Consider the following 24,129-nt stretch of genomic DNA (forward strand, 5'->3'; position numbering starts at 1 on the left):
CGCCGAAGTGATGGCTGCAAGAGGCTGGCATGAGGGCTAGGCTCAGGCCGTTACTGCTGCTGTTTTGGTTGGGACTGGTGTACACCGTCGTCTCTCTGCCAGAGCACGCTGTCAGCCTGTCGGAAACGGTCGCGGCGAAGATGGAGGAGAGTGGGATCTCGAACCCGGTGACCGCGGTGCTGCTGAATTTTCGTGGCTACGACACCTTACTGGAGTTGGCGGTATTGCTGGCGGCTCTGTTGGGGGTGTGGTCTTTGCGCATCGCCTCGGTGTCGCGGCAATGGAACCCGGGTCAGGTGCTGGACACCATGTCCCGTCAACTGGTTCCGGTATTGATTGTCTCGGCAGGGTATCTGCTTTGGGCGGGCACCAACGCCCCGGGGGGCGCCTTCCAGGCCGGTTCACTATTGGGGGCGGCAGGGGTACTGCTGCTGTTGTGTGGCTGGCGTATCGACAATCGCTTTATCGGCTTGCCGCTGCGGCTGTTGCTGGCGTCGGGGCTGGGATTGTTTGTATTGACCGGTGTCGCCCTGGCCGCGGCAGATGGCGCGTTTTTGCAGTACCCGCCCTCGGTGGCGAGTCAATTGGTGGTCGTGATTGAGGCCATGGCGACGCTGTCCATCGGCGCGACATTGGCGGCGCTGTTTATGGGCGGGCGCCCAGGGGAGGAGTGAATGGGTCACGCTTATTTCTACGCACTGCTTGGCGTCAGCGTGTTTGTTCTGGCCCTGCATGCCTTGATTCACAATGTGAATCTGTTGCGCAAGATACTGGCCGTTAATGTGATGTGCTCCGGGGTGTTTCTGGTGCTGGTGGCCTTGGCGTCCCGCACTTCGGGGGTGGTGGACCCGGTGCCTCACGCCATGGTCATTACCGGCATTGTTATCACGGTGTCAGCGACGGCGCTGGCACTGACGTTGATGTTGCGGCTGTATCAGGCAACGGGGGACAACCAATTGTCTGATGGCAGTGGGGAGTAATGGACACTCCGTGGGGTGTGGTACTGATCGTCGTGCCTTTGTTGGGAGGCATCGGCTGCTTTCTGTTTCGTACCAAGGCCGGACTCTTGGGCCTGGCCACGTCATTGGCGGTGATGGGGGCGATCGCGGGGTTAGGCTGGCAGTTGCAACAGATGGGGCCACAGCGCTATGCCATTGGTGGCTGGGGCGCGCCTCTGGGGATTGATCTTTATGCCGATGGGCTGAGCCTGTTGATGCTGGCGGTGGCCTCCGTGGTCGGGCTCGGGATCAGCGTCTACTCCTATGACTACTTTGGTCGCGATAAATCAGTCCATTTCTGGTCATTGTGGCTGCTGCTTTGGGCCGCACTCAATGCCCTGTTTCTGTCGGCCGATATCTTTAATCTCTATGTCACTCTTGAGTTGTTGGGATTAGCGGCGGTGGCCTTGATCGCGCTGGACGGCGGGGCACAGGCCCTGAATTCGGCGATGCGTTACTGGTTAATCAGCCAAGTGGGGTCTTTGTTTTACCTATTAGGCATCGCCTTTATTTATCATGGGTTTGGCAGCCTGGATATCGCCGTACTGGCACAAAGAGTGGTGCCATCGCCGCCGGTACTGGTGGCGCTAGGGGTGATGAGTGTCGGCCTGCTGATTAAGTCGGCACTGTTTCCACTGCATTTCTGGTTGCCGGCTGCCCACGCCTTTTCTCCGGCTCCGGTGAGTGCGTTGCTGTCGGCGCTGGTGGTGAAGGCCCCGTTCTACATCTTGTTGCGTCTGTGGCTGGAGGTGTTCCCCGCAGTGGATGGGTATGTTGCCCAGTTACTGGGGACTTTGGGGGCGTTGGCCGTTTTGTGGGGCGGGATTCTGGCGCTATGTCAGCAGCGGCTAAAGCTACTGATAGCGTATTCGACGGTGTCGCAACTGGGCTACCTGTTTCTGGCTTTTCCCCTTGGTATGAGCACCGCCTGGAAAGGCGGGCTTTATATGCTGTTGTCTCATGCGGTGGCGAAGGCGGCGATGTTTATGGCAGCGGGGAACATACAACGGGTGGCGGGTCACGATCGCATCGCGGAGTTAGCGCCCGTTGCTCAGCGCATGCCTCTGACCTTCATTGCTTTGACACTGGCTGGAATCAGTCTGATGGGGTTGCCCCCCAGTGGTGGCTTCATTGCCAAGTGGTTGTTGCTGGAGGCCTCACTCGAGTCTGGCCAGTGGTGGTGGGGGGCGATTTTGCTTGTCGGCGGGTTATTGGCTGCGGCTTACGTGTTCAAAATCATCGCTCATGCCTTTACTCAGGCCGAGCCGGGCCATGACAGCCAAGGGGGCGTCGCGCGAATGGAGTGGACCGCCTTGCTGTTGGCGATGGCGGCCGTTGTGTTGGGGTTGGTTGCCCCCTGGCCGCTGGCCGTGATGGAGATCGGTGCTCCTTTTGGCGGGACTGTTTGCTTATGAACTGGGGCGAGGCTCTGCCGCTATTGGTGGTCGGCAGCTCCCTTGTTCCGGGGCTGGTCATCTTCTTCCTGCCGGAGGAGCGGGTGGCTGCCCGAACAACGCTGAATTTGGCCGGCGCGGTGGTCAAACTGCTGTTGGTCGGGGTGATGTTTTTTGGCCTGTTAAATGGCCAGCAATACCAGACCCGCTTGCCTCTGCTGCCGGGAATCGAATTGGTATTGAGTGCCGGACCACTGTCGATGTTGTTCCTGAGCTTGTCGGCGGCGCTGTGGCTGGTGACCACGGTGTACGCGGTCGGCTACCTGGAAGGGTCCCCTTACCGCAGTCGCTTCTTCGGGTTTTTCAGTGTGTGCGTCACGGCAACGGTAGGGGTTGCCCTGGCCGGCAACCTGGTGACCTTCCTGTTATTTTATGAGCTGCTGACCCTGTGCACCTATCCGCTTATTGTCCATCGCGGCACCGAGGTCGCGAAACGGGCAGGGCGAGATTACCTCGTCTACACCCTCGGCGGTGGGGCGTTATTGCTGTTGTCTACGGTTTGGCTGCACACCCTGTCCGGTACGACCGAGTTCCGGGCGCACGGTTTTCTGTCCGGTCTCGATGCTTCGTTGCATCCAACGCTGATGCTGATTTTCGCCTTGTGTATTGCAGGCCTGGGGGTTAAGGCTGCCCTGGTTCCTCTGCATGGCTGGTTGCTCAAGGCGATGGTGGCTCCGGCCCCAGTGAGCGCCCTGCTGCACGCGGTGGCGGTGGTTAAGGCCGGGGCATTTGGGATTATTCGGATTGTGTATGACGTCTACGGCATTGAGTTTTCGCAAAGCCTTGGGCTGACCTTGCCTCTGGCGGTGGTGGCCGCGGTCACCATTCTGTATGGCTCGTTCCGGGCGCTGTTTCAGGATGAGCTCAAGCGACGGCTGGCGTTTTCGACGGTCAGTCAGGTGGCTTACATCATCCTTGGCATTGGTGTCGCCGGCCCGGTTGCGGCCACTGGCGGCTTGATTCACTTGGTGCACCAGGGGGTTCAGAAAATCACTCTGTTTCTGTGTGCCGGCAACCTGGCCGAGACCTTGGGGATTCATCGAGTCAGTGAAATGAATGGGGTCGGGCGGCGAATGCCCTGGACCATGGCGGCGTTCACCGTGGGGGTGTTCGCCATGATCGGGGCACCGCCCCTGGCGGGCTTTTTCAGTAAATGGTATCTCGGCATGGGGGCACTGGCCTCCGATCAGGGCTGGGTCGTGTGGATTTTGGCAGGCAGCAGCCTGTTAAATGCCGCGTATTTCCTGCCCATTCTCTACGCCGCCTGGTTTGAGCCTGCGCCCACACGCTGGCCTGACGAGCGCTGTCTTGGGCAGCAGGAGACGGCCTGGATGCTGTTGATACCGCCATTGATTACCGCTACTACCGTTGTGGTTCTGGGGCTGTGGGCGTCGGCCCCCTTCAGTTTGGTGGAGTGGGTTAGCTTGATTGTCAACAGGGCGGGGGGCGAATGAGCGATCTGCTGGTGCTGCTTTCCCCCTTGTGGCCGTTGCTACTGGCGCTGTCTAAATCGCCATGGCGCCTGCTCTGGTCTGCGCATCTGGCGTTGCTGCCGGCCGCGGCATTGTTGCTGGTTTCGCAGCCGCTGATGGTGGAACTGCCGTGGCTGTATGCGGGGGCAGGGATGGGGCTGGATTCGCAGCGATGGTGGTGGTTGGCGGTATCGGTGCTGTTTTGGAGCAGTGCGGCATTCCTCGGTGGCAAAACCGCGGGTGCTGGGGGGGCAAATCGCCTGTTGTTGCTGTCGATGGCGGGGCAGTTAGGGGCGATTTTGTCGATGGATATGATTGTGTTTCTGTCGTTTTCAACCTTGATGGGCTATGCCTGCGTCGGGGTGTTGTGCGCGCAAGGCGATGGGGCTGCCCGGCGCGCCGGTCGCCTCTATCTGATGGCGTTGGTGGTGGCAGACCTGCTGTTGTTTGAGGCGATGTTGCTCGTGGCCGGGTTCAGCGGCTCGGTCGGGTTTACCTCCTTGCCCGAGGCGCTGTCGACGTTCGATTCTTCAACACTGTATCTGGCCCTGGTGATGACGGGGTTTGCTTTGAAAATCGGTTTATGGCCGCTGCATCAATGGCTGCCGTTGGCGCATCATCCGCAGCGGTTGGCAACATTCTTGTTGTTGTGGTTGGGGCCGGTCGCCACCGGCTTGCTCGGGTTGGCTCACTGGCTGCCGCTGGGTAAGGTGGTTGCGCCTGGGTTGGGGAGGGGGCTTCAGGCCTTTGGGGTTGCGGCGATGCTCTATTGCCTGATGGTTGGGATCGTGGGGGCCCAGAGGCAACGACGGCCAGCCTATGTGGTCATTATGGTGACCGGGGGGCTGGTTACGGCACTGGGAGCGGCGATGGTGACCCCGGAGCTCTGGCAGCGCTATGGAGGCGTGGCATGGCCGTTGATGGTGGCCTTGGGAATAGGGGTTAGCCTCGGGGTTGCGGGCTGGCAGAGCGCGGGCGGGAGAGCGCCAACGCCTGTGGGTGTGTCGCCACCGAGGGTGGCTATAGAGCGCTGCTACCAGGCGTGTGTCGCGTTGGGACGGCGGGTGGCGCTGCAGTCAGGGTTCGCAATGCTGGCGCGCTGGCTTATCTGGGGGGGAGAGCAGCGGCGTTTGTCATATTGGGTGAGGCTGTTTGAGACTGGCGAGCGATGGTTGCGGGTTTGGAGGGTGGCACTGTCGTTGTTGTTGCTGTTGTGCATTGTGGCGGTGGCACTGTGGCTGCTGCAGGTAGAGCCGCCTTGATGGTGTGAATGCACCGGCCTGCCTGGTGACAGGCTTGGGGTCGAACCGAATTCGATACTGATTTGTTTGCGGCTGTGATCCGGGGCGCAAAACGGCGCAGGTTATTGGGCGTAATATGGGCACACACCACGAATTAGAGCTGGTGTTCTATTTGATTTAACTTGAGTTCTGGGCTTATGAAGTTCCGGAACGGCTCATGGAGTGATGCATGAAAAAGATCGTATTTGCCTGTTTGTTGATGCCGATGTGTGCCCTGGCATCGGAGCCTGCCGTCTATGTAGGTGGCCAGTATAACTTTATGGAAGTGGATGGCGGCCCCAGCGTCGATATCGGCGCCTTGAGTGGGCGTCTGGGGTATGAGTTCAATAGAAACGTGGCGGTCGAGGCACGTCTGGGCATGGGGGTGTCCGACGATACCCTGATGGGCGTCGACATTGAATTGAACTACTACTACGGCGTGTATCTGCGCGGTCAGATGCCGATGGATTCCGGTTTTACTCCCTATGTGATTGCCGGTTATACCAAGGGTGAACTGGAAGCCAGCAATGACTTTGATAAAGCCAAGGAGGACGAAAACGATTTCTCCTACGGCATCGGGGTGGACTTCGCGGCCACCGACAACCTGGACGTGGGTCTGGAATACATGATGTACCTGGACAAGAAAGACGTGGAAGTGTCCGGATTCAGCCTGGGTGTCACTTATCGGTTCTGATGCCGGTGGTGTCGTCGACAAGGGTGCCTGAGGGGCGCCCTTTTTTTATTTTTTCTGTTGCCCCCATTGTTTTTCCGTTGCCCCGGTACAGGTTGCTGTTCTAATTGAAGAGTTTTAAAACCCGATAAAATCACTCAGTTTTCTATCCTTGAAGCCAGCCCTTGCGCCGAGCCGTTGCAGGTTCGACAGCGTTTATTTCTTTACTAGACTAGTTGCATTCGGCGGCTTGAATTGCCGAATCAGGATGTTGCATGCCGGGGATCAGCGCCCGGTATTCTTACCCTAATGCAGTGGGTGATGTGTATGCGCCAAATCATAATGGGCATGCTGTTGCTCTCAGGACTCTGGCTGTTGCCAATGATGGCATCGGCGGCACTGTTTGAAGACTCGGATTTCACGGAGGAGACCCTCTCCCGCCCCGATGGGGCTGGGTGGTCTGGTGTGGTAGGTCTGGCTTTCAACGAGGAAGGCTCTCGCATCTACGCCTGGGAACGTGACGGTAAAGTCTGGATTATTGATCAAGCGACTCCGGTGACTCAGCCTCTCCTCGACATCAGCGATGAGGTGTTGGCCTGGCGTGATCACGGTTTGTTGGGCTTTGCTCTGGATCCCGACTTCAACAACAACGGTTACCTCTACCTGAATTATGGCGTCGATCGGCATCACCTGCTGCACTGCAGCGAACCCCCATCCGGGGTTGGCGCCCCGCAGTGTGACCAGGATTATGACCCGTCGCTCACCATTCAGGTGACTCAGGCCACCATCGGTCGCATCACCCGTTACACCGCCATCAAACCCGCCGGTCAGGCGGATTATCGCAATGCCACCAGCGTGGATTACGGCAGCCGTAAAGTGTTGCTGGGGGAAACCGCGTCCAGCGGTTTTCCACTGCTGCACCAATCCCACAGCAGCGGTCAGTTGGTGTTTGGTACCGACGGCAGCTTGTTGGCGGCCTTTGGCGATGGTGCCAGTTACGCCAGCACGGACACCGGTAGCGCCGGTGAAACCGCCTATCAGGATGGTCTTAACGACGGCATTATCACTCCGGAGGAGAACGTCGGTTCTTACCGTTCGCAAATGCCGAACTCCTTGAATGGCAAGATTGTGAGGCTGGATCCCGAGAGCGGAGATGGGCTACCGGGCAATCCCTATTTCGATGCTGCGGCACCGCGAGCGCCTAAGTCCAGAGTGTGGGCACTGGGGCTGCGAAACCCTTACCGCATGAGCCTGAAGCCGGGCACCGGCTCGCACAACATTGCCGATGGCGACCCCGGCGTACTGTTTGTGGGGGACGTGGGCAACAACCGCTGGGAGGAGTTTAACGTGGTCAGTGGCCCAGGGCAGAATTTTGGCTGGCCGCTGTTTGAAGGGATTGAACCGTCACAGGAGTACCAGAATAAGGTGGTGCAAAACCAGATCGCCTCACAGGTGCTGGGGTGTACCGTCAATTTTGGCGATCTGTTGAAGCAAGCGGCTCAACCAAGCCCTGGTTTTGCCAATCCTTGTGGTGGCGGCAGCATTACTCAGGTGCCGGTATACGTGCACCAACGGCCGCAACTGGACTGGTTTCATGGCGGTGCGATCACCCGCTATCCGGCGTTCGACGGGGCCGGTAACAGCGTGGCGGTGGATGTGGGGGATGCGGTACCGGGCACCGGTAATGTGCTGACTCAGGGGCAGCCGTTTTTCGGCAATGCCTCAACCGGCGGCGTCTGGTATCAGGGCAGTGATTTCCCCACCAGCTATCAGGGTACCTACTTCCACGGTGATTTTGGTGGTCAGTGGATTCGTAACTTTGTGATGACTGCGGATCATCGTCCTGCGGAGATCCGTCCCTTCCTGAGCCAGGGCGGCGGCATCGTATTTCTGGCCACTCACCCTACCGAAGGGCAGTTGTACTACATCAGCTGGGCCAGTTTCATCCATAAGGTCAGTTACGCGCCGGGGGGCAACCGGCCGCCAACCGCCGTGGCCTCGGCCACGCCTCAGTTCGGGCCATCGCCGCTGTCGGTGCAGTTGTCCTCCGGCGGCTCCAGCGATCCGGAAGGGGGGCCGCTCAGCTACTGGTGGAACTTTGATGATGGTGCCAGCAGTGGCAGCGCCAACCCGGTTCATCAGTTTTCTGCCCCCGGGGCCGGCCCCGCCAGCTTCCAGGTGCAGCTGACGGTCACAGATTCTGGTTCGCCGGCGCAGAGCGACGACGCCAGTGTGCTGGTGAGCGTCAACAACACCCCGCCGTCGGTCACCATCACCAGCCCGGTCGATGGCAGCCGTTACCCTCTGTCCGGTGACACCCTGTATCCGTTGCAGGCCCAGCTCAGCGACAATGAGCACAGCCTGGCGGAGCTGAGCTGTGCCTGGCAGACGGTGTTGCATCACAACAACCACACCCACTCCGACCCCATCGACAGCAACTGCAGCAGCCAGGTGCAGATTGCCCCGGTGGGTTGCGATGGCGAAACTTATTTCTTTCGCATTCACCTGACGGTGACCGATGCCCATGGTCTGGCCACCCATAAAGTGGCCACCCTCTATCCGGATTGCGGCACCGTTTCGCCCCCGGTGGCCAATGACGATAACGCCAGTGTGGCGCTGGGGAGCGTGGCAGACATCGATCTGCTCGCCAACGACAGCGACGATGCCGGTCTGGATTACGACAGCCTGACCCTGATCAGCCAGCCGGCGTCCGGGTTGCTGACCGTGATACCGGGCACCGGTCGGGTCAGCTATCAGCCCAGCAGTGCCGTCCCCGGCAGCGTCAGTTTTCAATACACGGTGCAGGACAGTGACGGTTATGTGTCGGCGCCGGCAACGGTGACCATCGATCTGTATGACAATGGCAGTAGTGCCACCGTGGCTACTGCGGTGATCACGCCCAACGGCGGCAGCCATACCGCGCCTCTGACGGTCAGTCTCAGCTCGGCGACGGCGGGCGCCAGCCTGTATTACACCCTCGATGGCAGCGACCCGAATCTGTCTTCCGCGACGACGACCGGCACGGTGACGCTGAACCAAAGTGCAACCCTGAAAGTGTGGGCCTATCATCTTGGCTTCATTCCTTCCGCGGTGGCGGTCGCCCAGTTCGATCTTCAGCAAACCGGCCCGCAGTTTCCGTTGCTGGGATTGGTGGGTTACTGGCCGATGAATGAAGGCGGCGGCAGCACCGTCAATGATGAGTCCGGCAGCGGCTGGAACGGCCAGCTCAGCGGTGGCAGTTGGACCGCTGGCTGGGACGGACAGGGGCTCAGGTTCAATGGCAGCGGTGACCAGGTGGTGGTGTCCCACCAGCCTGGAATGGCGTTTGCCGACAGCGACAGTTTTACCCTGTCCGCCTGGGTCGATGCCGATGGTCACCAGGGAGGCTGGGCCGGATTAGTGACTCACTCCCGGGATCAGAGCCCCTGGTACGGATTGTGGATCTCCGCCTGGGACGTGTGGACCTTTGGCGGCTCGTCGAACCTGTATGGCAGCAGCATCGATACCGGCTGGCAGCACTTGTCGCTGGTTCAGGATGGCCCCGGCGGCGTTCGTCGTCTCTATCTCAATGGTGAACTGGTGGCCAGCGGCGCTGCTCAAGCCGCAACCGGCGGCGGTGATCTGAGATTCGGCGGGGCCGGTGGGGTCAGCGAGTTCTTCTCCGGGGTACTGGATGAGGTGCGCCTCTATAACCGGGCGCTGGATTCTCAGGAACTGCTGACTCTGGCAACCACGGCGCCGCCGGCGCCGGGGCCGGTGACTCAATCCGACAGCGCCAGTGTGGTGTCCGGGGCCAGTGTCGGCATCGATGTGCTGGCTAATGACAGTGCCGCCTCCGGGCTGAATCCCGGCTCGGTAGAGGTGGTGGCCGCACCCGCAGCCGGCACCATCGACGCCATCGATGCCCAGAGTGGTGAGATACTGTATCGCCACAATGGTGCCACCGGCAGCGGTGACAGCTTCAGCTATCGGGTGCAGGATTACGCCGGTAACTGGTCTGGCGCCACACCGGTGTCTGTGACGGTTCAGGGGTATCAGCCTGCGACGGTGACCATTACCAGTCCCGCCGACGGTCAGAATCTCAGTGGCAATCTGGTGGTGTACTGGCAGCTGTCCGGAGACAGCAACGCCTATGACCACATTCACGTCAAGCTGGACGACAACCCCCACGTCACCCTGCACAATACGGCCCTCACCAGTTATGACTTTGGCCAGGTGAGCGTCGGCAGTCATCAGGTTCAGGTGTGGCTGGTGGACTCGAGCCATGTGGCGTTGCCCAATCCTGAGGCGTCCCAGACCATCACGATTCAGGTGGTCGACGGCAGCGTCGATCCGGATCTGTTGGGGTACTGGCCGATGGACGCTCTGCCCGGTGGCCTGGTCAACGATGCCTCGGGCAATGGTCGCAGCGGTACCGCTTTCGGTGCCAGCCTGACCGCCGGTCGCTTTGGCAGCGGCCTGAGTTTCAATGGCGTCGATAACTGGGTCAGCGTGCCCCATGACGCCGGACTGGCGTTTGGTGCCGGCGATGCCTTTACCCTGTCGGCGTGGGTCAATCCTGCCGCCAGCCAGGGCGGCTGGAGCGGGGTGGTCACCAAGTCCCGGGATCAGAGTCCCTGGTACGGGCTGTGGATCTCCTCCTGGAATGCCTGGACCTTCGGCGGCCCATCGGCCCTGTACGGCAGTGGCATCAGCAGTGGCTGGCACCACCTGGCCCTGGTGCAGGCGTCAGGCAGTCGCAGCCTCTACCTTAATGGCGTTGAGATCGCCAGCGGAGCGGCCCGGGAGGGCACCGGCAGCGGTGAGTTATGGTTCGGCGGCGCCGCCGGCATCAGCGAGTTCTTTGACGGTGTGCTGGATGAAGTCCGCTTGTATGGCCGCGGTTTCAGCGCCGCCGAGGTGGTGGCGCTGATGAACCTGGAGCCCGGTAGCGGCAACCCCAGCGCCGGCAATGACAGCGCACTGGTCACCCAGGGGCAGGCGGTCACCATTGCCATTTTGGCCAACGATTCGGCCCCGGCCGGGTGGGACCTGGACAGCTTTGAGCTGGTATCGGCACCGGCCTACGGCAGCATCGATTACGACGCGGCAACCGGCAGCCTCAGCTACCAGCATGATGGCAGCGCCAGCAGCAGCGACAGTTTCAGCTATCGGCTGGCGGATCAAAACGGCACCGTCAGTAATACCGCCGAGGTCAGTGTGGCCATCGAGCCTTACCAGGCTCCGGCGCTGGTGATCACTGCACCCATCGATGGCAGTGAGGTGAGCGGCAACCTGGTGGTGAGCTGGAACCGCAGTGGCGATGCCAGTGGCTACAACCATGTCCATGTGCAGTTGGACGATCAGGCCTATGTGCCTGTGCACGATCTGTCGCTGTCCAGTTATGACTTTGGCGCGGTGGCGCCGGGCAGTCACCTGGTGCAGGTGTGGCTGGTGGATGAAAATCATCAACCGCTCACTAATCCGGAGTCCGGTGACAGCATCACGGTTACCGTAGCCGCACTGGCGACGGTGGCGGCGCCGGTGATCTCGCCGGCCGGAGGCAGTTTCTCCGGTCCGGTGGCCGTGACCCTGAGTTCGTCGACGCCGCTGGCGCGGGTGTATTACACCCTGGACGGCAGCGATCCCGATGTAGGCTCTGATGAGTATCTGTCGGTGTTGACCCTGGATCAGAGCGTGACCCTCAAGGCCATCGCCCTGGCCGACGGCTTGTCAGACAGCAGCATCAGCAGTGCTCAGTTTGACATTGACCTCAGCGGTGGTGGCCTGCCCAGTGTCGGCCTGGTGGGCTACTGGCCATTGGATGAAGCTGGCGGTGATTCGGTGCTGGATGCCTCAGGCAATGGTCGGGTGGGCAGCCTCAGCGGCGCCAGTCGAGTGCCGGGCTGGGCCGGGGGCGGCCTGAGCTTCGATGGCGGCGACGACCAGGTTCGTATCGGCCATGAGTCGGCGCTGGCCTTTGCCGTCGGTGACAGTTTCACCCTGTCGGTGTGGGTGAACGCCGATGGGCCTCAGGGAGGCTGGTCCGGAGTGGTGACCAAGTCCCGTGACAGTGCCCCCTGGTATGGCCTTTGGGTGTCATCCTGGAATGCCTGGGTCTTTGGCGGGCCCGCAAATCTGGCTGACGGCAGCATCAGTAGCGGCTGGACTCAGTTGACGCTGGTGCAAAACGGACCCGCAGGAACCCGCACCCTGTACCGCGATGGCGCCGTCGTGGCCTCGGGCTCGGCACAGCCAGCCGATGGCAATGGCGACCTGATCTTCGGTGGCGCCGATGGCGTCTCCGAGTTCTTCAGCGGAACCCTGGATGAAGTGCGTCTCTACGATCGAGCGTTGACCGGGGACGAGATTCAGGCCCTAGCGACGTTGCCGCCGTAAGCCATGGGCGCTCCGACGCCGTCGGAGCGCCTGGCTGTTACTCCAGATACAGAGTGTGCCGATAGAGATGGCAGGGGGACTGCCAGCCAAACCGCTGCTCTTTGGCATTGGCGGCGACCCGTTGCCAGTCGTCGCTGCCAAATGCTTCCAGCAGTTCATCAAACCTGGCCAGCAGCGCCAGCCCCTGCTGCTCGAGGCCATCGCCTTCGAACCAGTAGCCGGTCTGATTGTCCACCACCGTATCCCGCAGTCCGCCTACCGCGTGTACCAGGCAGGGTTGGCCTTCCCGCATCGCCATCAACTGACTGATGCCGCAGGGTTCAAAGGAGCTGGGCATCATAAACAACTGGCCCTGACGGTACAGTTGTGCCGACAACTGTTCCTGATAGCCGTTGAGGAACAGGAAGTTGTCGTGATGCGCCGCGACCCGCTGCAGTTCCGCTTCGATGGTGTGATTGCCGCTGCCCAGGCAGACGTACAGCCCCTGAGGCTGACGTTGCTTAAACCGGCGCAGCAGGGTTTCCAGTACGGTATCGCCATTGTCGAGGCGGTGGCACAGGATGGCCACTTTCTGCTCAGTCAGCCTGGCGACCGTGGTCAGCAGCATCGACGGCGGCGGCCGCTTCGCCTGCTGCCACAACTGCAGGCGGGTATGGGCAATGAAATCGACGTTGCGCAGGTGGGTGCCGTGGCCCTGCCAGCCAAGCAGGGTGGTGTGCATGGTGTTCAGCAGCGCTTCAAAACTCTGTGATGGCGCCGGGGTGTCCGGGTAGACCAGGCCGTTCAGAATGCCGCAGAGCCCTCCCTGTTGATGACGGCGGTTGAGATCCTGCTCCAGGCCTTCTCCGCCCCAGATCCCGTGTCGATGGTCGCTGGGTTGCAGCACTTCGCTGGCGTAGCTGGGGCTGACCAGGTGTACCTTGTCCGCCAGGTTGATGGCGGCCCGCATCGGGTTCAGACACTGAGGGTAGCTGGGGTCTTCGATTCGGCGGGTCTGGGCATCGGTGAGGCTGGCGGCCAACTCCGGAAACCAGCGACCAAAACTGGAGTGACTGTTTCGAAACGGCCGGGTACCCTGGAGGGCCAGGTTGTGAATGCTGTACACACAGCGAAGCGCCTGCAACGGCTGATAGCGGGGATCAAAAGCTCGCAGCACCGTGAGCAGGGCCGCATGCCAGTCATGCAGGTGCAGCACCTCAGGCCGGCCTAGGTGACGCTGGCACAGGGCGACGGCAACGGCGGCGCAAAACAGGGCAAACTTGCTGGCATCGCTGGCATAGGGTTCGGGGTCATTGCAGTGGTAGATGACCCCGTCGCCGGCGTTACTGAACAGCGGGTGATCGAGCACAAACAACCTGGACTCGGGGTGGGCCGGATTGGCCAGCTGGTACAGGGTGACAATTTCATGACGACCGCCGAAGGGGACGGTCAACCGTGCCAGTTGGCTGGCGTGGGGGTGGCGGTGAAAGCGGCCGTAAGCGGGCATGATCTGATCGGCTTGCACCTGGGCCTTGGCCAGCTCAGGGGCCAGATCCCGCAGCACATCGCCCATGCCGCCGACTTTGGCGGCGGGAAGGGCGCCATTTTCCGCCGCAACCATCAGTACTCGAATCCTGTGTTCAGTCTTCATAACCCACCTGTAAGCCCAGCATCTCCCGGGTCACCAGCACTCGTCCCTGTTCCGTTACTCGAAAGCCACGGCTTTTATCCTGCAGGCGGTCGTAGCCGATCACCATGTTGTCAGGTACCTCACAGCCTCGCTCGAGGATGGCATTTTTAATCTGTGCGCCCTGGCCGATGTGGACGTTGGGCAGAATCACCGAGTCTTCCACCAGGGCGTAATCGTCGATGCGAACCCGGTTGAACAGCACGCAGCGGCGCACGGTTGCCCCTGAGACAATGCAACCGGAGGACACGATGGAATCGGCGGCGGTGCCGCGACGATGGTCGTCGTCGAACACGAACTTGGCCGGGGCCAGCTGTTCCTGGTAGCTCCAGATGGGCCAGCGGGAGTCATACAGGTTCAGCGGCGGAGTTGGCTGCAGCAGCTCCATGTTGGCCTGGTAGAAGGAGTCCAGAGAGCCCACGTCGCGCCAGTAGGGCGGTTCGTTGTCCAGAGCGCTGCGGTGGCGGTAGGCGAAGACTTTATGATTCTCGATGATGGCGGGAATGATGTCCTTGCCGAAATCCCGATCCGAGTTTTGGCGCCGGGCATCCTGGCTGAGTTGGTCAAACAGGAATTCGGCGTTGAACACGTAGTTGCCCATGGAGGCCAGGCAGCGCTCCGGGTCGTCCGCCAACCCCTGCGGCCGCGCGGGTTTCTCTTCGAAGCCGGTGATGCGCTGCTCGGTATCGACGGCCATCACCCCAAAGGCACCGGCGGCCTCGGCTACTGCCACTTCGATGCAGGAAACGGTCATGTCGGCACCGGATTCAACGTGGGCGGCGATCAGGCCGGCGTAGTCCATGCGGTAGATGTGATCGCCGGAGAGGATCATGACGTACTTGGGCAGCTCGTGACGAATGATGTCCAGATTCTGAAATACCGCATCGGCGGTACCCTGATACCAGTTGTCGGAGTAGCGCTGGGAAGCCGGCAGAATCTCCACCGACTCCCCCAGCTCGCGCTTGAAATGGCCCCAGCCTCGGCTCAGGTGGCGGATCAGGCTGTGGGATTTGTACTGAGTCACCACACCGATGCGGCGCACGCCGGAGTTAACGCAGTTGGACAGCGGAAAGTCGATGATTCGAAACTGGCCACCGAAATAGACCGCCGGTTTGGCCCGCCAGCTGGTGAGTTCATGCAGGCGGCTGCCACGGCCCCCGGCCAGGATGATGGCGTAGGTATCCCGGGTCAGGTTGCTGACGTAGCGTGGATTGGAATTAAGCATCGGGCGTCTCTCCTTGACGGCAAGGGTTGGCGGGGGCGAGGCTCCAGATCTCGTCCCGGTAACGGCTGATGGTGGCATCGCTGGAAAAGCGGCCACTGGCGGCGGTATTGCGAATGCTCATGCGGGTCCAGTGTGCGGGGTTGAGGTAGGCTTCGGCGACCCGCTCCTGGGCCTGAAGGTAGGCGTCGAAATCGGCCAGTACCATCCAGGGGTCCGCCGGGCTGAGCAGGGCATCCAGTATCGGCTGGAACAGCCCAGGCTCCAACAGGTTGAAGTGGCCGCTTTGCAGCAGTTCTATGACCCCCCGCAGCGCTGGCGAACGCTGCAGGTAGGTGTCGGGCTGATAGTGCTGCCGAGCCTGTTCAACCTCCTGGGCATTGAGTCCGAACAGGAAAAAGTTCTCCGAACCCACCGCATCCAGTATCTCGATGTTGGCCCCGTCCAGGGTGCCGATGGTCAGGGCACCGTTCATCATCAACTTCATGTTGCCGGTGCCGGAGGCCTCTTTGCCGGCGGTACTGATCTGCTGTGACAGGTCGGCACCGGGACAGATGATCTCCATGGCACTGACGTTGTAGTCCGGTAACACCGCCACCCTCAGGAAGGGGCGGACCCGAGCGTCGGCATTGATCATGTAGGCCACATTGTTGGCCAGTTTCAGTATCCGCTTGGCCAGCGCGTAGCCCGGGGCGGCCTTGCCGCCAATCAGCACGCAGCGGGGGGTCATATTGGCGGTGTCGCCGGCGGTAATGCGCCGGTACAGGTGGATGACGTGGAGCAGGTTCAGCAATTGCCGCTTGTACTCATGGATGCGTTTTACCTGGACGTCAAACAGCATGCCGGTGTCAAACTCGACGTTGCAGCGCTGGTACACCAACTGTGCCAGCCGTTGTTTGTTGGCCTGTTTGATCTCGCGCCAGTGATGAATAAAGCTGTCGTCGCTCAGGTAGGCGTTCAGGGCGGTCAGTTGGCTCAGATCGGTAATCCACTGCTTGCCCAGCCGCTCGGTCAGCAGGGCGCTGAGGCGTGGGTTGGCGTGGGCCAGCCAGCGCCGGGGCGTCACGCCGTTGGTTTTGTTGTTGAACCGTTGTGGCCATAGCTGGTGGAAGTGGTGAAACAACCCCTGGGTCAACAGTGTGGTGTGCAGCATGGCCACGCCATTGACCGAGAAACTGCCGACGATGGCCAGGTGTGCCATGCGCACCGCCGGATCGGCATCGTCGCTGATGATCGACAATTGCCGCAGCTTGTGGCTGTCGCCGGGCCAGCGCTGGGCCACCTGCTCCAGGAAGCGGGCATTGATCTCGAAGATGATCTCCATCAGCCGAGGTAGCAGGCGCTGCATCAGCGCCACCGGCCAGCTCTCCAACGCCTCGGGCAGCAAGGTGTGGTTGGTGTAAGCCAGGGTGCGGCTGCTGACCGACCAGGCCTGATCCCAGCCCAGTCCATACTCATCCATCAGCAGCCGCATCAGTTCGGCGACCGAGATGCTGGGGTGAGTGTCGTTGAGCTGAATCACATGGTGCTTGGCGAAATCACCGACGTCACCACCTTGACCGAGGTAGCTGCGCAGCAGATCCTGCAGGCTGGCGGAGCTGAGGAAATACTGCTGTCGTAATCGCAACTCTTTGCCGTTCTCACTGCTGTCGTTGGGGTACAGCACCATGGTGATCTGCTCCGCCTGGTTTTTCCTGGCGACCGCCTCACTGTAATCCCCCTGATTGAATTCACTGAGGTCAAACTCGTCGGTGGCCTCCGCTTTCCACAGCCTGAGGGTGTTGACCCGGCGGTTGTTAAATCCGGGGATCGGCACATCGTAGGCCACCGCCAGTACCTCTTCGGTATCGACCCAGTGGTGGCGCCGCCGGCCCTGATCGTCGCAGAAGGTGTCGGCCCGGCCGCCAAACTGCACCAGCACGTTGTGGTGTGGGACTTTGACCTCCCAGGGAGTGCCGTTGCGCAGCCAGCGGTCCGGTTGCTCCACCTGATGGCCATCGACAAACTGTTGCGTAAACATGCCGTATTCATAGCGAATGCCGTACCCCAGTACCGCCATGTCCAGGGTGGCGCAACTGTCCAGGAAGCAGGCGGCCAGTCGCCCCAACCCGCCGTTGCCCAGGCCGGCATCCTGCTCCTGTTCGGCGACCTCCTCCAGCCGGGCGCCGTAGCCCTTCAAAGCCTGGCGGGCGTCGTCGGTCAGGTTCAGGTTGAGGGCGGCGTTGCCCAGTGCCCGTCCCATCAGGAACTCCAGCGACAGGTAGGCGACTTTGCGATCGGAAAACTGGTTGTTGCGAACCCGGGTGTCGCGCCAGTTGTCCATCAGTTGTTCGCGGACACTTAACGCCAGGGCCTGGTAGAGATCCTGGTCACTGGGCTTGTCACGGTTGAGGCTGTAGCGGATGTAATGGTCGAAACCGGCTTTCAGGCACTCCTTGGGTTGAGCGCTGAACTTGGGTGGGGTCGGGCGGCTGACTTTGGGCATCTCATTGGTCCTTTAATGAAGCCTGCAGCACTGCCAGGCTGTGTTCCGAAAGGGTCACCGTGTTGTGGGACAGGGCATGGCCGTCTTCGAGGCCGTCGGCCTGGGTGTGCACCCGGCAGTGCCAGGTCTGGGCGTAGCGGGGGGGCGGTAGCTGAAAAGTCACTGGCGTCTCCCCGGCGTTGAACATCATCAACAGGGCGTCGTTTGTGGATTGAATCTGCACCATCAGGTGACGGCGCTGCGGTTGATGCCAGTGTGACTCCTGCATCTTGTGCCCCTGTTCTGTGTACCAGTGGAAACGGACATCGCCGTGGTTGTGCTGATAACGGCATTGTCTGAGCAGAGGCTGCGAGCGGCGCAGGGCGATCAACTGACGCAGAAACTGACCCAGGTGTTGCTGCTCCGGGGCCGGGCTCCAGTCGAGCCAGCCGATGGCGTTGTCCTGACAATAGGCGTTGTTGTTGCCCTGCTGGCTGTTACCCAGGTCATCACCGGCCAGCAGCATGGGCACTCCCTGAGACAGCAGCAGGGTGGCCAGCAGGTTTTTCTGCTGCCGCCGCCTCAGGGCGCGAATGTCGCTGGCGGCGGTCGGGCCCTCGGTGCCATGGTTGCGGCTGAAGTTGTGGCCATGGCCGTCTCGGTTGTGTTCGCCATTGGCGTGGTTGTGGCGCTGTTCATAGCTGACCAGATCCGCCAGGGTGTAACCGTCGTGACTGGTAATAAAGTTGATGCTGGCCACAGGGCCGCGGCCATGGTGATCGAACCATCTGGCACTGCCGTGAAGGGCGTTGGCCAGGGCCGGCAGTTGATTGGCATCGCCGCGCCAGAACCGGCGCACGGTGTCGCGATACTGATCGTTCCATTCGCTCCATGGTGGTGGAAACTGACCCAGTTGATAGCCGTCCGGGCCGAGATCCCAGGGCTCGGCAATCAGCTTAACCTGGCTCAGCAGTGGATCCTGGCCGATGGCATCCAGCAGGCCAGCCCCGGCGTCGAAGTGGGGGGCTTCCCGTCCCAGGGCGGTCGCCAGGTCGAAGCGAAAGCCGTCGATGCCGATGTCCCTGACCCAGTAACGCAGGCTGTCGGTCACCATCTGCAGCACCCTGGGGTGGCTGAGGTTGAGGCTGTTGCCGCAGCCACTGAAGTTGAGGTAGCGGCTTGGGTCCCGATCATCGAGACGGTAGTAGCTGGCGTTGTCCAGGCCACGAAAGCTGTAGGTGGAGCCCTGTTCATCGCCTTCGGCGCTGTGGTTGAACACCACATCCATAATGACCTCCAACCCGGCGTCGTGGAGGCGTTGTACCACCTCGGCAAACTCGGCCGGATCGTTGCCGTTGAGGTAGCCGGGATGGATGGCAAAAAACTGCAGGCTGTTGTAGCCCCAGTAGTTGCTGAGGGAGCGTTGGGTCAGAAAGGGTTCGCTGGCGAAGGGGTGAATGGGCAACAGTTCCAGGGTGGTGATCCCGAGGCGGTGAAAATACTCAATGGCTTGTGGCTGAGCCAGGGCGGACAGTTTGCCGCGATGCTGGGGAGCCAGCCCGGGAAGATTGATGCTGAACCCCTTGGGGTGAAGTTCCAGAATCAGGGTGTCGGACAGGGGGATTCGGGGTCGGCTGTCCGCGGTAGCCAGGGGGGCGGTGACCCGGCATTTGGGCATCCAGTGGCCGTTATCCAGCTGGGGGGCGGGTTCGCTGTCCGGGGACGGCATCGGTCCGGACAGGGCTTTGGCGTACGGGTCTAGCAGCAGCTTGTGGGGCGCGAAGCGGTGACCGAGATGGGGCGCCGTCGGGCCATGAACCCGATAGCCGTAATATTGACCTTCGGCGAGGTTGGCCACTTCGATGCACCACAGGCCGCCAGGGGTGGGGCGCAGTGGCAGTTGCGCCTGAGGTTGCTGTTGGTCATCGAATAAGCACAGAGTGACGGCGTCGGCATGGGCACTGAACAGGACGAAGTTGACGCCCCGTTCCGTCAGGGTTGCGCCTAATGGGTAAGGGCGTCCCGGCCGGGTCTGCATTACGGTGACTCCGGCGCCAGAATGACGCAGCTCAGCGGCGGCAGGCGCAGGGTCAACCGCTGCGCCATCTGATGCAGCGGCTGATCGTCGCTACTGAGCGGTTCGGGATTGGTCACGCCACTGCCGCCATACTCACCGGCGTCGCTGTTGAGCTGCTCGCGCCAGCGGCCCGGTTGTGGCACGCCGACGGCAAATTGCTCATGAACCTGCGGCGTCATATTGATGATCACCAACAGCGGTGATGTCGGCTCGGGTCCGCGCCGAAGGAAGCTGAATACGCTGTTGTGGTAGTCGTTGCACTCCAGCCACTGAAACCCCTGGGGTTGATGGTCCCACAGATGCAGGGCGCCCTGACTGGCGTAGAGTTGGTTCAGGTCCCGAACCCAGTGCTGCACGCCGAGGTGAGGCGGGCTGTCGAGCAGGTGCCAGTCGAGGGAGCGCTGATGGCACCATTCGTCCCACTGGGCCAGTTCATTGCCCATAAACAACAGCTTCTTTCCCGGGTGGGTCCACATAAAGCCGAAGTAGGCCCTGAGGGTGGCGAACTTCTGCCAGGGATCGCCGGGCACTTTGCTCAGTAATGATCCTTTGCCGTGAACCACCTCATCATGGCTGAGGGACAGGATGAAGTGCTCACTGTAGGCGTACAGCATGCTGAAGTTCATCAGGCTATGGTGATGGCGGCGGTGAATGGGGTCCTGGTTGAGGTAACGCAGGGTGTCGTTCATCCAGCCCATGTTCCACTTGTAGCCAAAGCCGAGACCGCCCTGGTCCACCGGTCGGGTAATGCCGTCCCAGGTGGTGGACTCTTCGGCAATCATCAACAGGCCGGGAAAGTTGAAATGGCAGCGTTGGTTAAGCTGCTTCAGCAACTCGGCGGCGTCCAGGTTTTCACGGCCGCCATGGCGGTTGGGCACCCACTGTCCGGGCTCTCGGCTGTAGTCCAGGTACAGCATGGAGGAGACGGCGTCCAGACGCAGGCCATCGAAGTGGTATTCGCCCAGCCAGTAGAAGGCGTTGCTGATGAGATAACTTTTGACCTCGTTGCGGCCGTAGTTGAACAGCAGGGTGTCCCAGTCCGGATGATGGCCCTGACGGGGATCGTCGTGTTCATACAGGGCGGTGCCGTCCAGTTGCGCCAGGCCGTGAGCGTCGCCGGGGAAGTGGGCCGCGACCCAGTCGAGAATGACACCGATCCCCTGTTGATGGCACTGATCGATGAAGGCCTTGAGGGCGTCGCCGTCGCCGAGGCGCTGATTGGGAGCGAACAGGCCAATGGGCTGATAACCCCAGGAGCCTTCGAACGGGTGACTGGCGATGGGCATCAGCTGAATGTGGCTGAACCCCATCCGTTTGACATAGGGGATAAGGCGCTGCGCCAGCTGGGTATAGCTCAGAGGCTGGTTGTCCTGTTGCCGTTGCCAGGAGGCAAGGTGGACCTCGTAGATGGACAGCGGCCGCTGGTGGGAAGGCCACTGGGCCCGGCGCGCCATCCAGCACTGATCCTGCCATGGGTAGTCGGCAATGGCGCCGATTCGACTGGCGTTGTGGGGCGGCGATTCCATCTCCCGGGCGTAGGGATCCGCCTTATCCTGAGTGCGGCCATCGGCCAGGGTCAGGCGGTATTTATAATGCTGGCCCGGACTGGCCTGGGGCAAAAACAGCTCCCAGATGCCACTGTGGTGGTGGGTTTTCATGGGATGGCTGCGGCTGTCCCAATGGTTAAAGTCGCCGATTAACGCCACCGCCCTGGCGTTGGGGGCCCACAGGCTGAACCAGATGCCGTCGATACCCTGAACGCAGCGATGGTTGGCGCCGAGGAAACGGTAGGCGTGTTCCTCTTTGCCTTCGGCAAACAGGTAACGCTGTTGCTCGGTGAGCAGCGAGCCGAACTGATGGGGGTCGATGATTGACGCCTGTGACTGGGGGTAGTCCACCTGCAGCCGATACGGGAATCGTCGAATGCGGCGCCCGAGAGGCCCCAGGAAGTAGCCAAGATTTCCTCTCGGTACCAGGGTGGCCACGGTGCGCTGACTATTGAGGTCGACGACTCGAACGGACAGGGCGCCGGGGAAATAGCAACCGACCTGAAGTCGGCGACCATCGGCGCCTGGGTGCATCCCCAGTTGGGACGGGGTCAGCACGTCATCCTCGGGAGCCGGTGGGGCAAGGGTGGTCAGGGTCATGGGGTGGGCCTCGATTGGCGACGGAGTTGATCGATCTGTTGCAGCAGCGCATGGATTTGCGGGTCCTGCTCCAGGCTGGCCAATGGCTGGCTTAAGCGCAGTTGCCAGTTGCGGTACTGCTTCCAGGTGCCGGGAATATTGACCGGCTGAGAGCTCAATAGCAGGTCGTCCAGTTGCAGCGCAAAGCGGTTGGCCCGGCTTTTGGCCAGGGTGAGCAAAGAGGCGGCCATCAGTTCAAAGTTCCAATCCTGCTCGGCATCGGTTGCCGGGCTGTCACCAAAGCGCGTCAGCCACTCCAGCAAGGCCTGCTTTTGCCGCCGACGCTGCTGCAATCGTTGCGGCAGTTGCTCGGCACTCAGCAGTTGCAACTGCTGAAGGAGATGCAAATCCCCACCCTGCCACCACTGTGCCAGTGGTGGCACGTCATGGTTGCTGGTCATCAGCATCAGGTTGTTCCCCAGGGTATCCGGGGCCAGGTAGCGGCCTTGTGAGTCCAGACAGAAGTGCAGCAGCTGGGTACCGGCGATGCCTTTATGTTGCATCTGCTGGTCGATCTCGGGCGGCACAATGCCGAGGTTTTCGCCAATCACTTCACACCCATGATTGTGGCTGTGCAGGGCCAGCAGATCGAACAGCTGCTCATGGGGGTAATAGACGTAACCGCCGATGCCAGGGGCCTCGCCGGGCAGGCACCACCACTGCCGTCTCAGGCCCATGATGTGATCAATGCGCAGGGCGCCGCAGTGGTGCATATTGGCGTCCAGCAACGATCGCCAATGACGAAAGTGCTGTTGTTTCATGATGATGGGGTCTGCAGGTGCCAGGCCCCAGTCCTGCCCCTGAGCGGCGAAGGGGTCTGGCGGGGCACCAATGCTGGCGTGGCGACAAAAGTACTGCGGGTCGGCGGCCACCTCACAGCTGGTGGGGGGAACCCCTACCGGGAGATCCGCAATCAGACCGGTGACCATCCCTAAAGCCTGGCAACGGGCCTGACAACGAGCCTGTTGTCGTCGGGCTTCAAACTGCAGGAACAGGGGCAGATCCGGATGGGTCTCCAGCTGCAGCTGTTGCCACAACCATTGATGCTCCTGACGTCGGTATTGCTGCAGCCGTTCCCCGTGCTGACGCACAAACCGCTGGTAGGCCTGGTCGCGCTCAGCGCCCGAGTTGCAGACGGTCTGCAGAAACTGCTGATGCAGTCGGTCGAACAGGGCAAACTTGAGCCTGGCGATGGCGTCGTAGTCGAGCCAGTCCGCCTCAGCCAGGCGTTGCCTGGGGCCCAGCCACTGGGGACGTTGAAACTCGGCGGCTAACGACGAGTACTCTTCAATCCACTCCGGGGCCAGATAGAGGGGGCTGAGGCAGTGTCGGTCGGCTGCGGCATAGGGACTGACGTTGCCTTTCAGGTGCGGATCCGGGGTGTGCAGAGGATTGAGCTGAATGAAGTCGGCCCCCAGGGGACCCAGCCAGTCGATGAGTCGGTGCAGATCGGCAAAGTCGCCGATGCCCCACTGCCGGGACGTTCGCAGTCGATACAGTTGCAGGTTCAGTCCCCAGCTGCGTTCGGGTCTGGCCGGGGCCTGATAACAGCGGGCCGGCGTGCGGCACAGGGTGACACGCTGTTGGCGCCCCTGTTGATACACCGTCAGTTCGGTGTCGGTGGCATCGGTGCTCAGCCAGTCAGGAGGCAGGGGCAGATGGTAGCGGACAAAGCGGCGCTGTTGGTACCAGTACTCACCGTGCTGCCAGTGTGGCCTGGCCTCAATCTGCAGCGGCGTTGCCTGAGGGTGACTCAGGCTAAAGTGAGCGGTCAGCTCCTGTGGCTGATACACCTCAAGGGTGGGGGTGTCGATGTCGGTAATTTGAAACGCCGGTGCCAGTTGCAGCCAGGGGCGGGCATCCAGGGCGTCGATGCGTTGCTGCCAGGGGTCGGTTCCGATGGCTGGAGGCCCGGTCATGGCGAACAGCAACCGCCGTCGCACCTCGGGGTCGATGGCCACGCACTGTCCCTGATTGTCTTGGTAGTCGGCGCCTATCCCTTGCAGGTAAAACAGTTTTTCCGGTATCACCCTGTCTTCCATCACCCTGTCTTGGCGGCCGATGTGGCGACCGCGTTCATCCATGAACCCAGGCGCCGGTTCGGCGCCCTGAGGATAGAATGAAAAGCAAACGTTTCATTCTGATGTCAGTTTGATTCTATTTCTGGGGTCGACGGCTAAGGCTGAAGCGGCATCCGGTGCCTGGGCTAATGAGCATGCCGACCGTTATAAAAAGTAGAAGTCGGGAGGAGAAAGGGCAACG

The 24,129-nt window shown here is 61.3% G+C and carries 13 protein-coding genes; 7 read left to right on the top strand and 6 right to left on the bottom strand.

The window, feature by feature from the left end:
• Positions 1 to 29 precede the first annotated feature (29 nt).
• From H598_RS23490 to H598_RS25465, 7 genes are all read left to right on the top strand, one after another.
• The gene (locus H598_RS23490; RefSeq protein WP_035415544.1) at positions 30 to 674 is read left to right on the top strand and encodes a Na(+)/H(+) antiporter subunit B; all 645 of its coding nucleotides are present in this window, start codon (positions 30 to 32) and stop codon (positions 672 to 674) included.
• A complete protein-coding gene (locus H598_RS0106045; RefSeq protein WP_028112215.1) occupies positions 675 to 980 on the top strand; it encodes an NADH-quinone oxidoreductase subunit K in 306 nt (101 codons plus the stop codon).
• Positions 980 to 2,413 (top strand): complex I subunit 5 family protein, encoded by a 1,434-nt coding sequence (locus H598_RS0106050; RefSeq protein WP_028112216.1) that lies wholly within the window; start codon positions 980 to 982, stop codon positions 2,411 to 2,413. Before H598_RS0106045 ends, H598_RS0106050 begins: the two co-directional genes overlap by 1 nt.
• The gene (locus H598_RS0106055) at positions 2,410 to 3,906 is read left to right on the top strand and encodes a proton-conducting transporter transmembrane domain-containing protein (RefSeq protein ID WP_028112217.1); all 1,497 of its coding nucleotides are present in this window, start codon (positions 2,410 to 2,412) and stop codon (positions 3,904 to 3,906) included. Before H598_RS0106050 ends, H598_RS0106055 begins: the two co-directional genes overlap by 4 nt.
• Positions 3,903 to 5,186 carry a proton-conducting transporter transmembrane domain-containing protein gene (locus H598_RS0106060; RefSeq protein ID WP_028112218.1) on the top strand — a complete coding sequence of 428 codons (1,284 nt, stop codon included), beginning with the start codon at positions 3,903 to 3,905 and terminating at the stop codon, positions 5,184 to 5,186. Before H598_RS0106055 ends, H598_RS0106060 begins: the two co-directional genes overlap by 4 nt.
• Before the next feature lie 208 nt (positions 5,187 to 5,394).
• Positions 5,395 to 5,898, top strand: a complete 504-nt coding sequence (locus H598_RS23495) for a porin family protein (RefSeq protein ID WP_051252482.1) — start codon at positions 5,395 to 5,397, stop codon at positions 5,896 to 5,898.
• A gap of 303 nt (positions 5,899 to 6,201) precedes the next feature.
• On the top strand, positions 6,202 to 12,252 hold the full coding sequence (locus tag H598_RS25465; protein ID WP_169629224.1) for a LamG-like jellyroll fold domain-containing protein: 6,051 nt from the start codon (positions 6,202 to 6,204) through the stop codon (positions 12,250 to 12,252).
• Between the two features lie 37 nt (positions 12,253 to 12,289).
• On the opposite strand, the gene H598_RS0106075 is transcribed toward H598_RS25465, so the two are convergent.
• Genes H598_RS0106075 through malQ form a run of 6 tightly spaced genes read right to left on the bottom strand, consistent with a single transcriptional unit; the run spans position 12,290 to position 23,951 of the window.
• On the bottom strand, positions 12,290 to 13,882 hold the full coding sequence (locus H598_RS0106075; protein ID WP_245595562.1) for a glycogen synthase: 1,593 nt from the start codon (positions 13,880 to 13,882) through the stop codon (positions 12,290 to 12,292).
• A complete protein-coding gene (gene glgC / locus H598_RS0106080; protein ID WP_028112220.1) occupies positions 13,872 to 15,143 on the bottom strand; it encodes a glucose-1-phosphate adenylyltransferase in 1,272 nt (423 codons plus the stop codon). Before glgC ends, H598_RS0106075 begins: the two co-directional genes overlap by 11 nt.
• Positions 15,136 to 17,625, bottom strand: coding sequence for a glycogen/starch/alpha-glucan phosphorylase (locus H598_RS23505; protein WP_051252486.1), 2,490 nt, complete (start codon positions 17,623 to 17,625; stop codon positions 15,136 to 15,138). Before H598_RS23505 ends, glgC begins: the two co-directional genes overlap by 8 nt.
• Before the next feature lies 1 nt (position 17,626).
• Positions 17,627 to 19,642, bottom strand: a complete 2,016-nt coding sequence (gene glgX, locus H598_RS23510; RefSeq protein WP_051252488.1) for a glycogen debranching protein GlgX — start codon at positions 19,640 to 19,642, stop codon at positions 17,627 to 17,629.
• Positions 19,642 to 21,828: a 1,4-alpha-glucan branching protein GlgB gene (glgB, locus tag H598_RS23515; protein WP_051252490.1), complete on the bottom strand. Its 2,187-nt coding sequence runs from the start codon at positions 21,826 to 21,828 to the stop codon at positions 19,642 to 19,644. The genes glgX and glgB overlap by 1 nt, the downstream gene beginning before the upstream one ends.
• Positions 21,825 to 23,951 (bottom strand): 4-alpha-glucanotransferase, encoded by a 2,127-nt coding sequence (gene malQ, locus H598_RS23520; protein ID WP_028112221.1) that lies wholly within the window; start codon positions 23,949 to 23,951, stop codon positions 21,825 to 21,827. The genes glgB and malQ overlap by 4 nt, the downstream gene beginning before the upstream one ends.
• Positions 23,952 to 24,129 lie beyond the last annotated feature (178 nt).

It is taken from the genome of Ferrimonas kyonanensis DSM 18153, assembly GCF_000425405.1.
Classification (GTDB): Bacteria; Pseudomonadota; Gammaproteobacteria; order Enterobacterales; family Shewanellaceae; genus Ferrimonas; species Ferrimonas kyonanensis.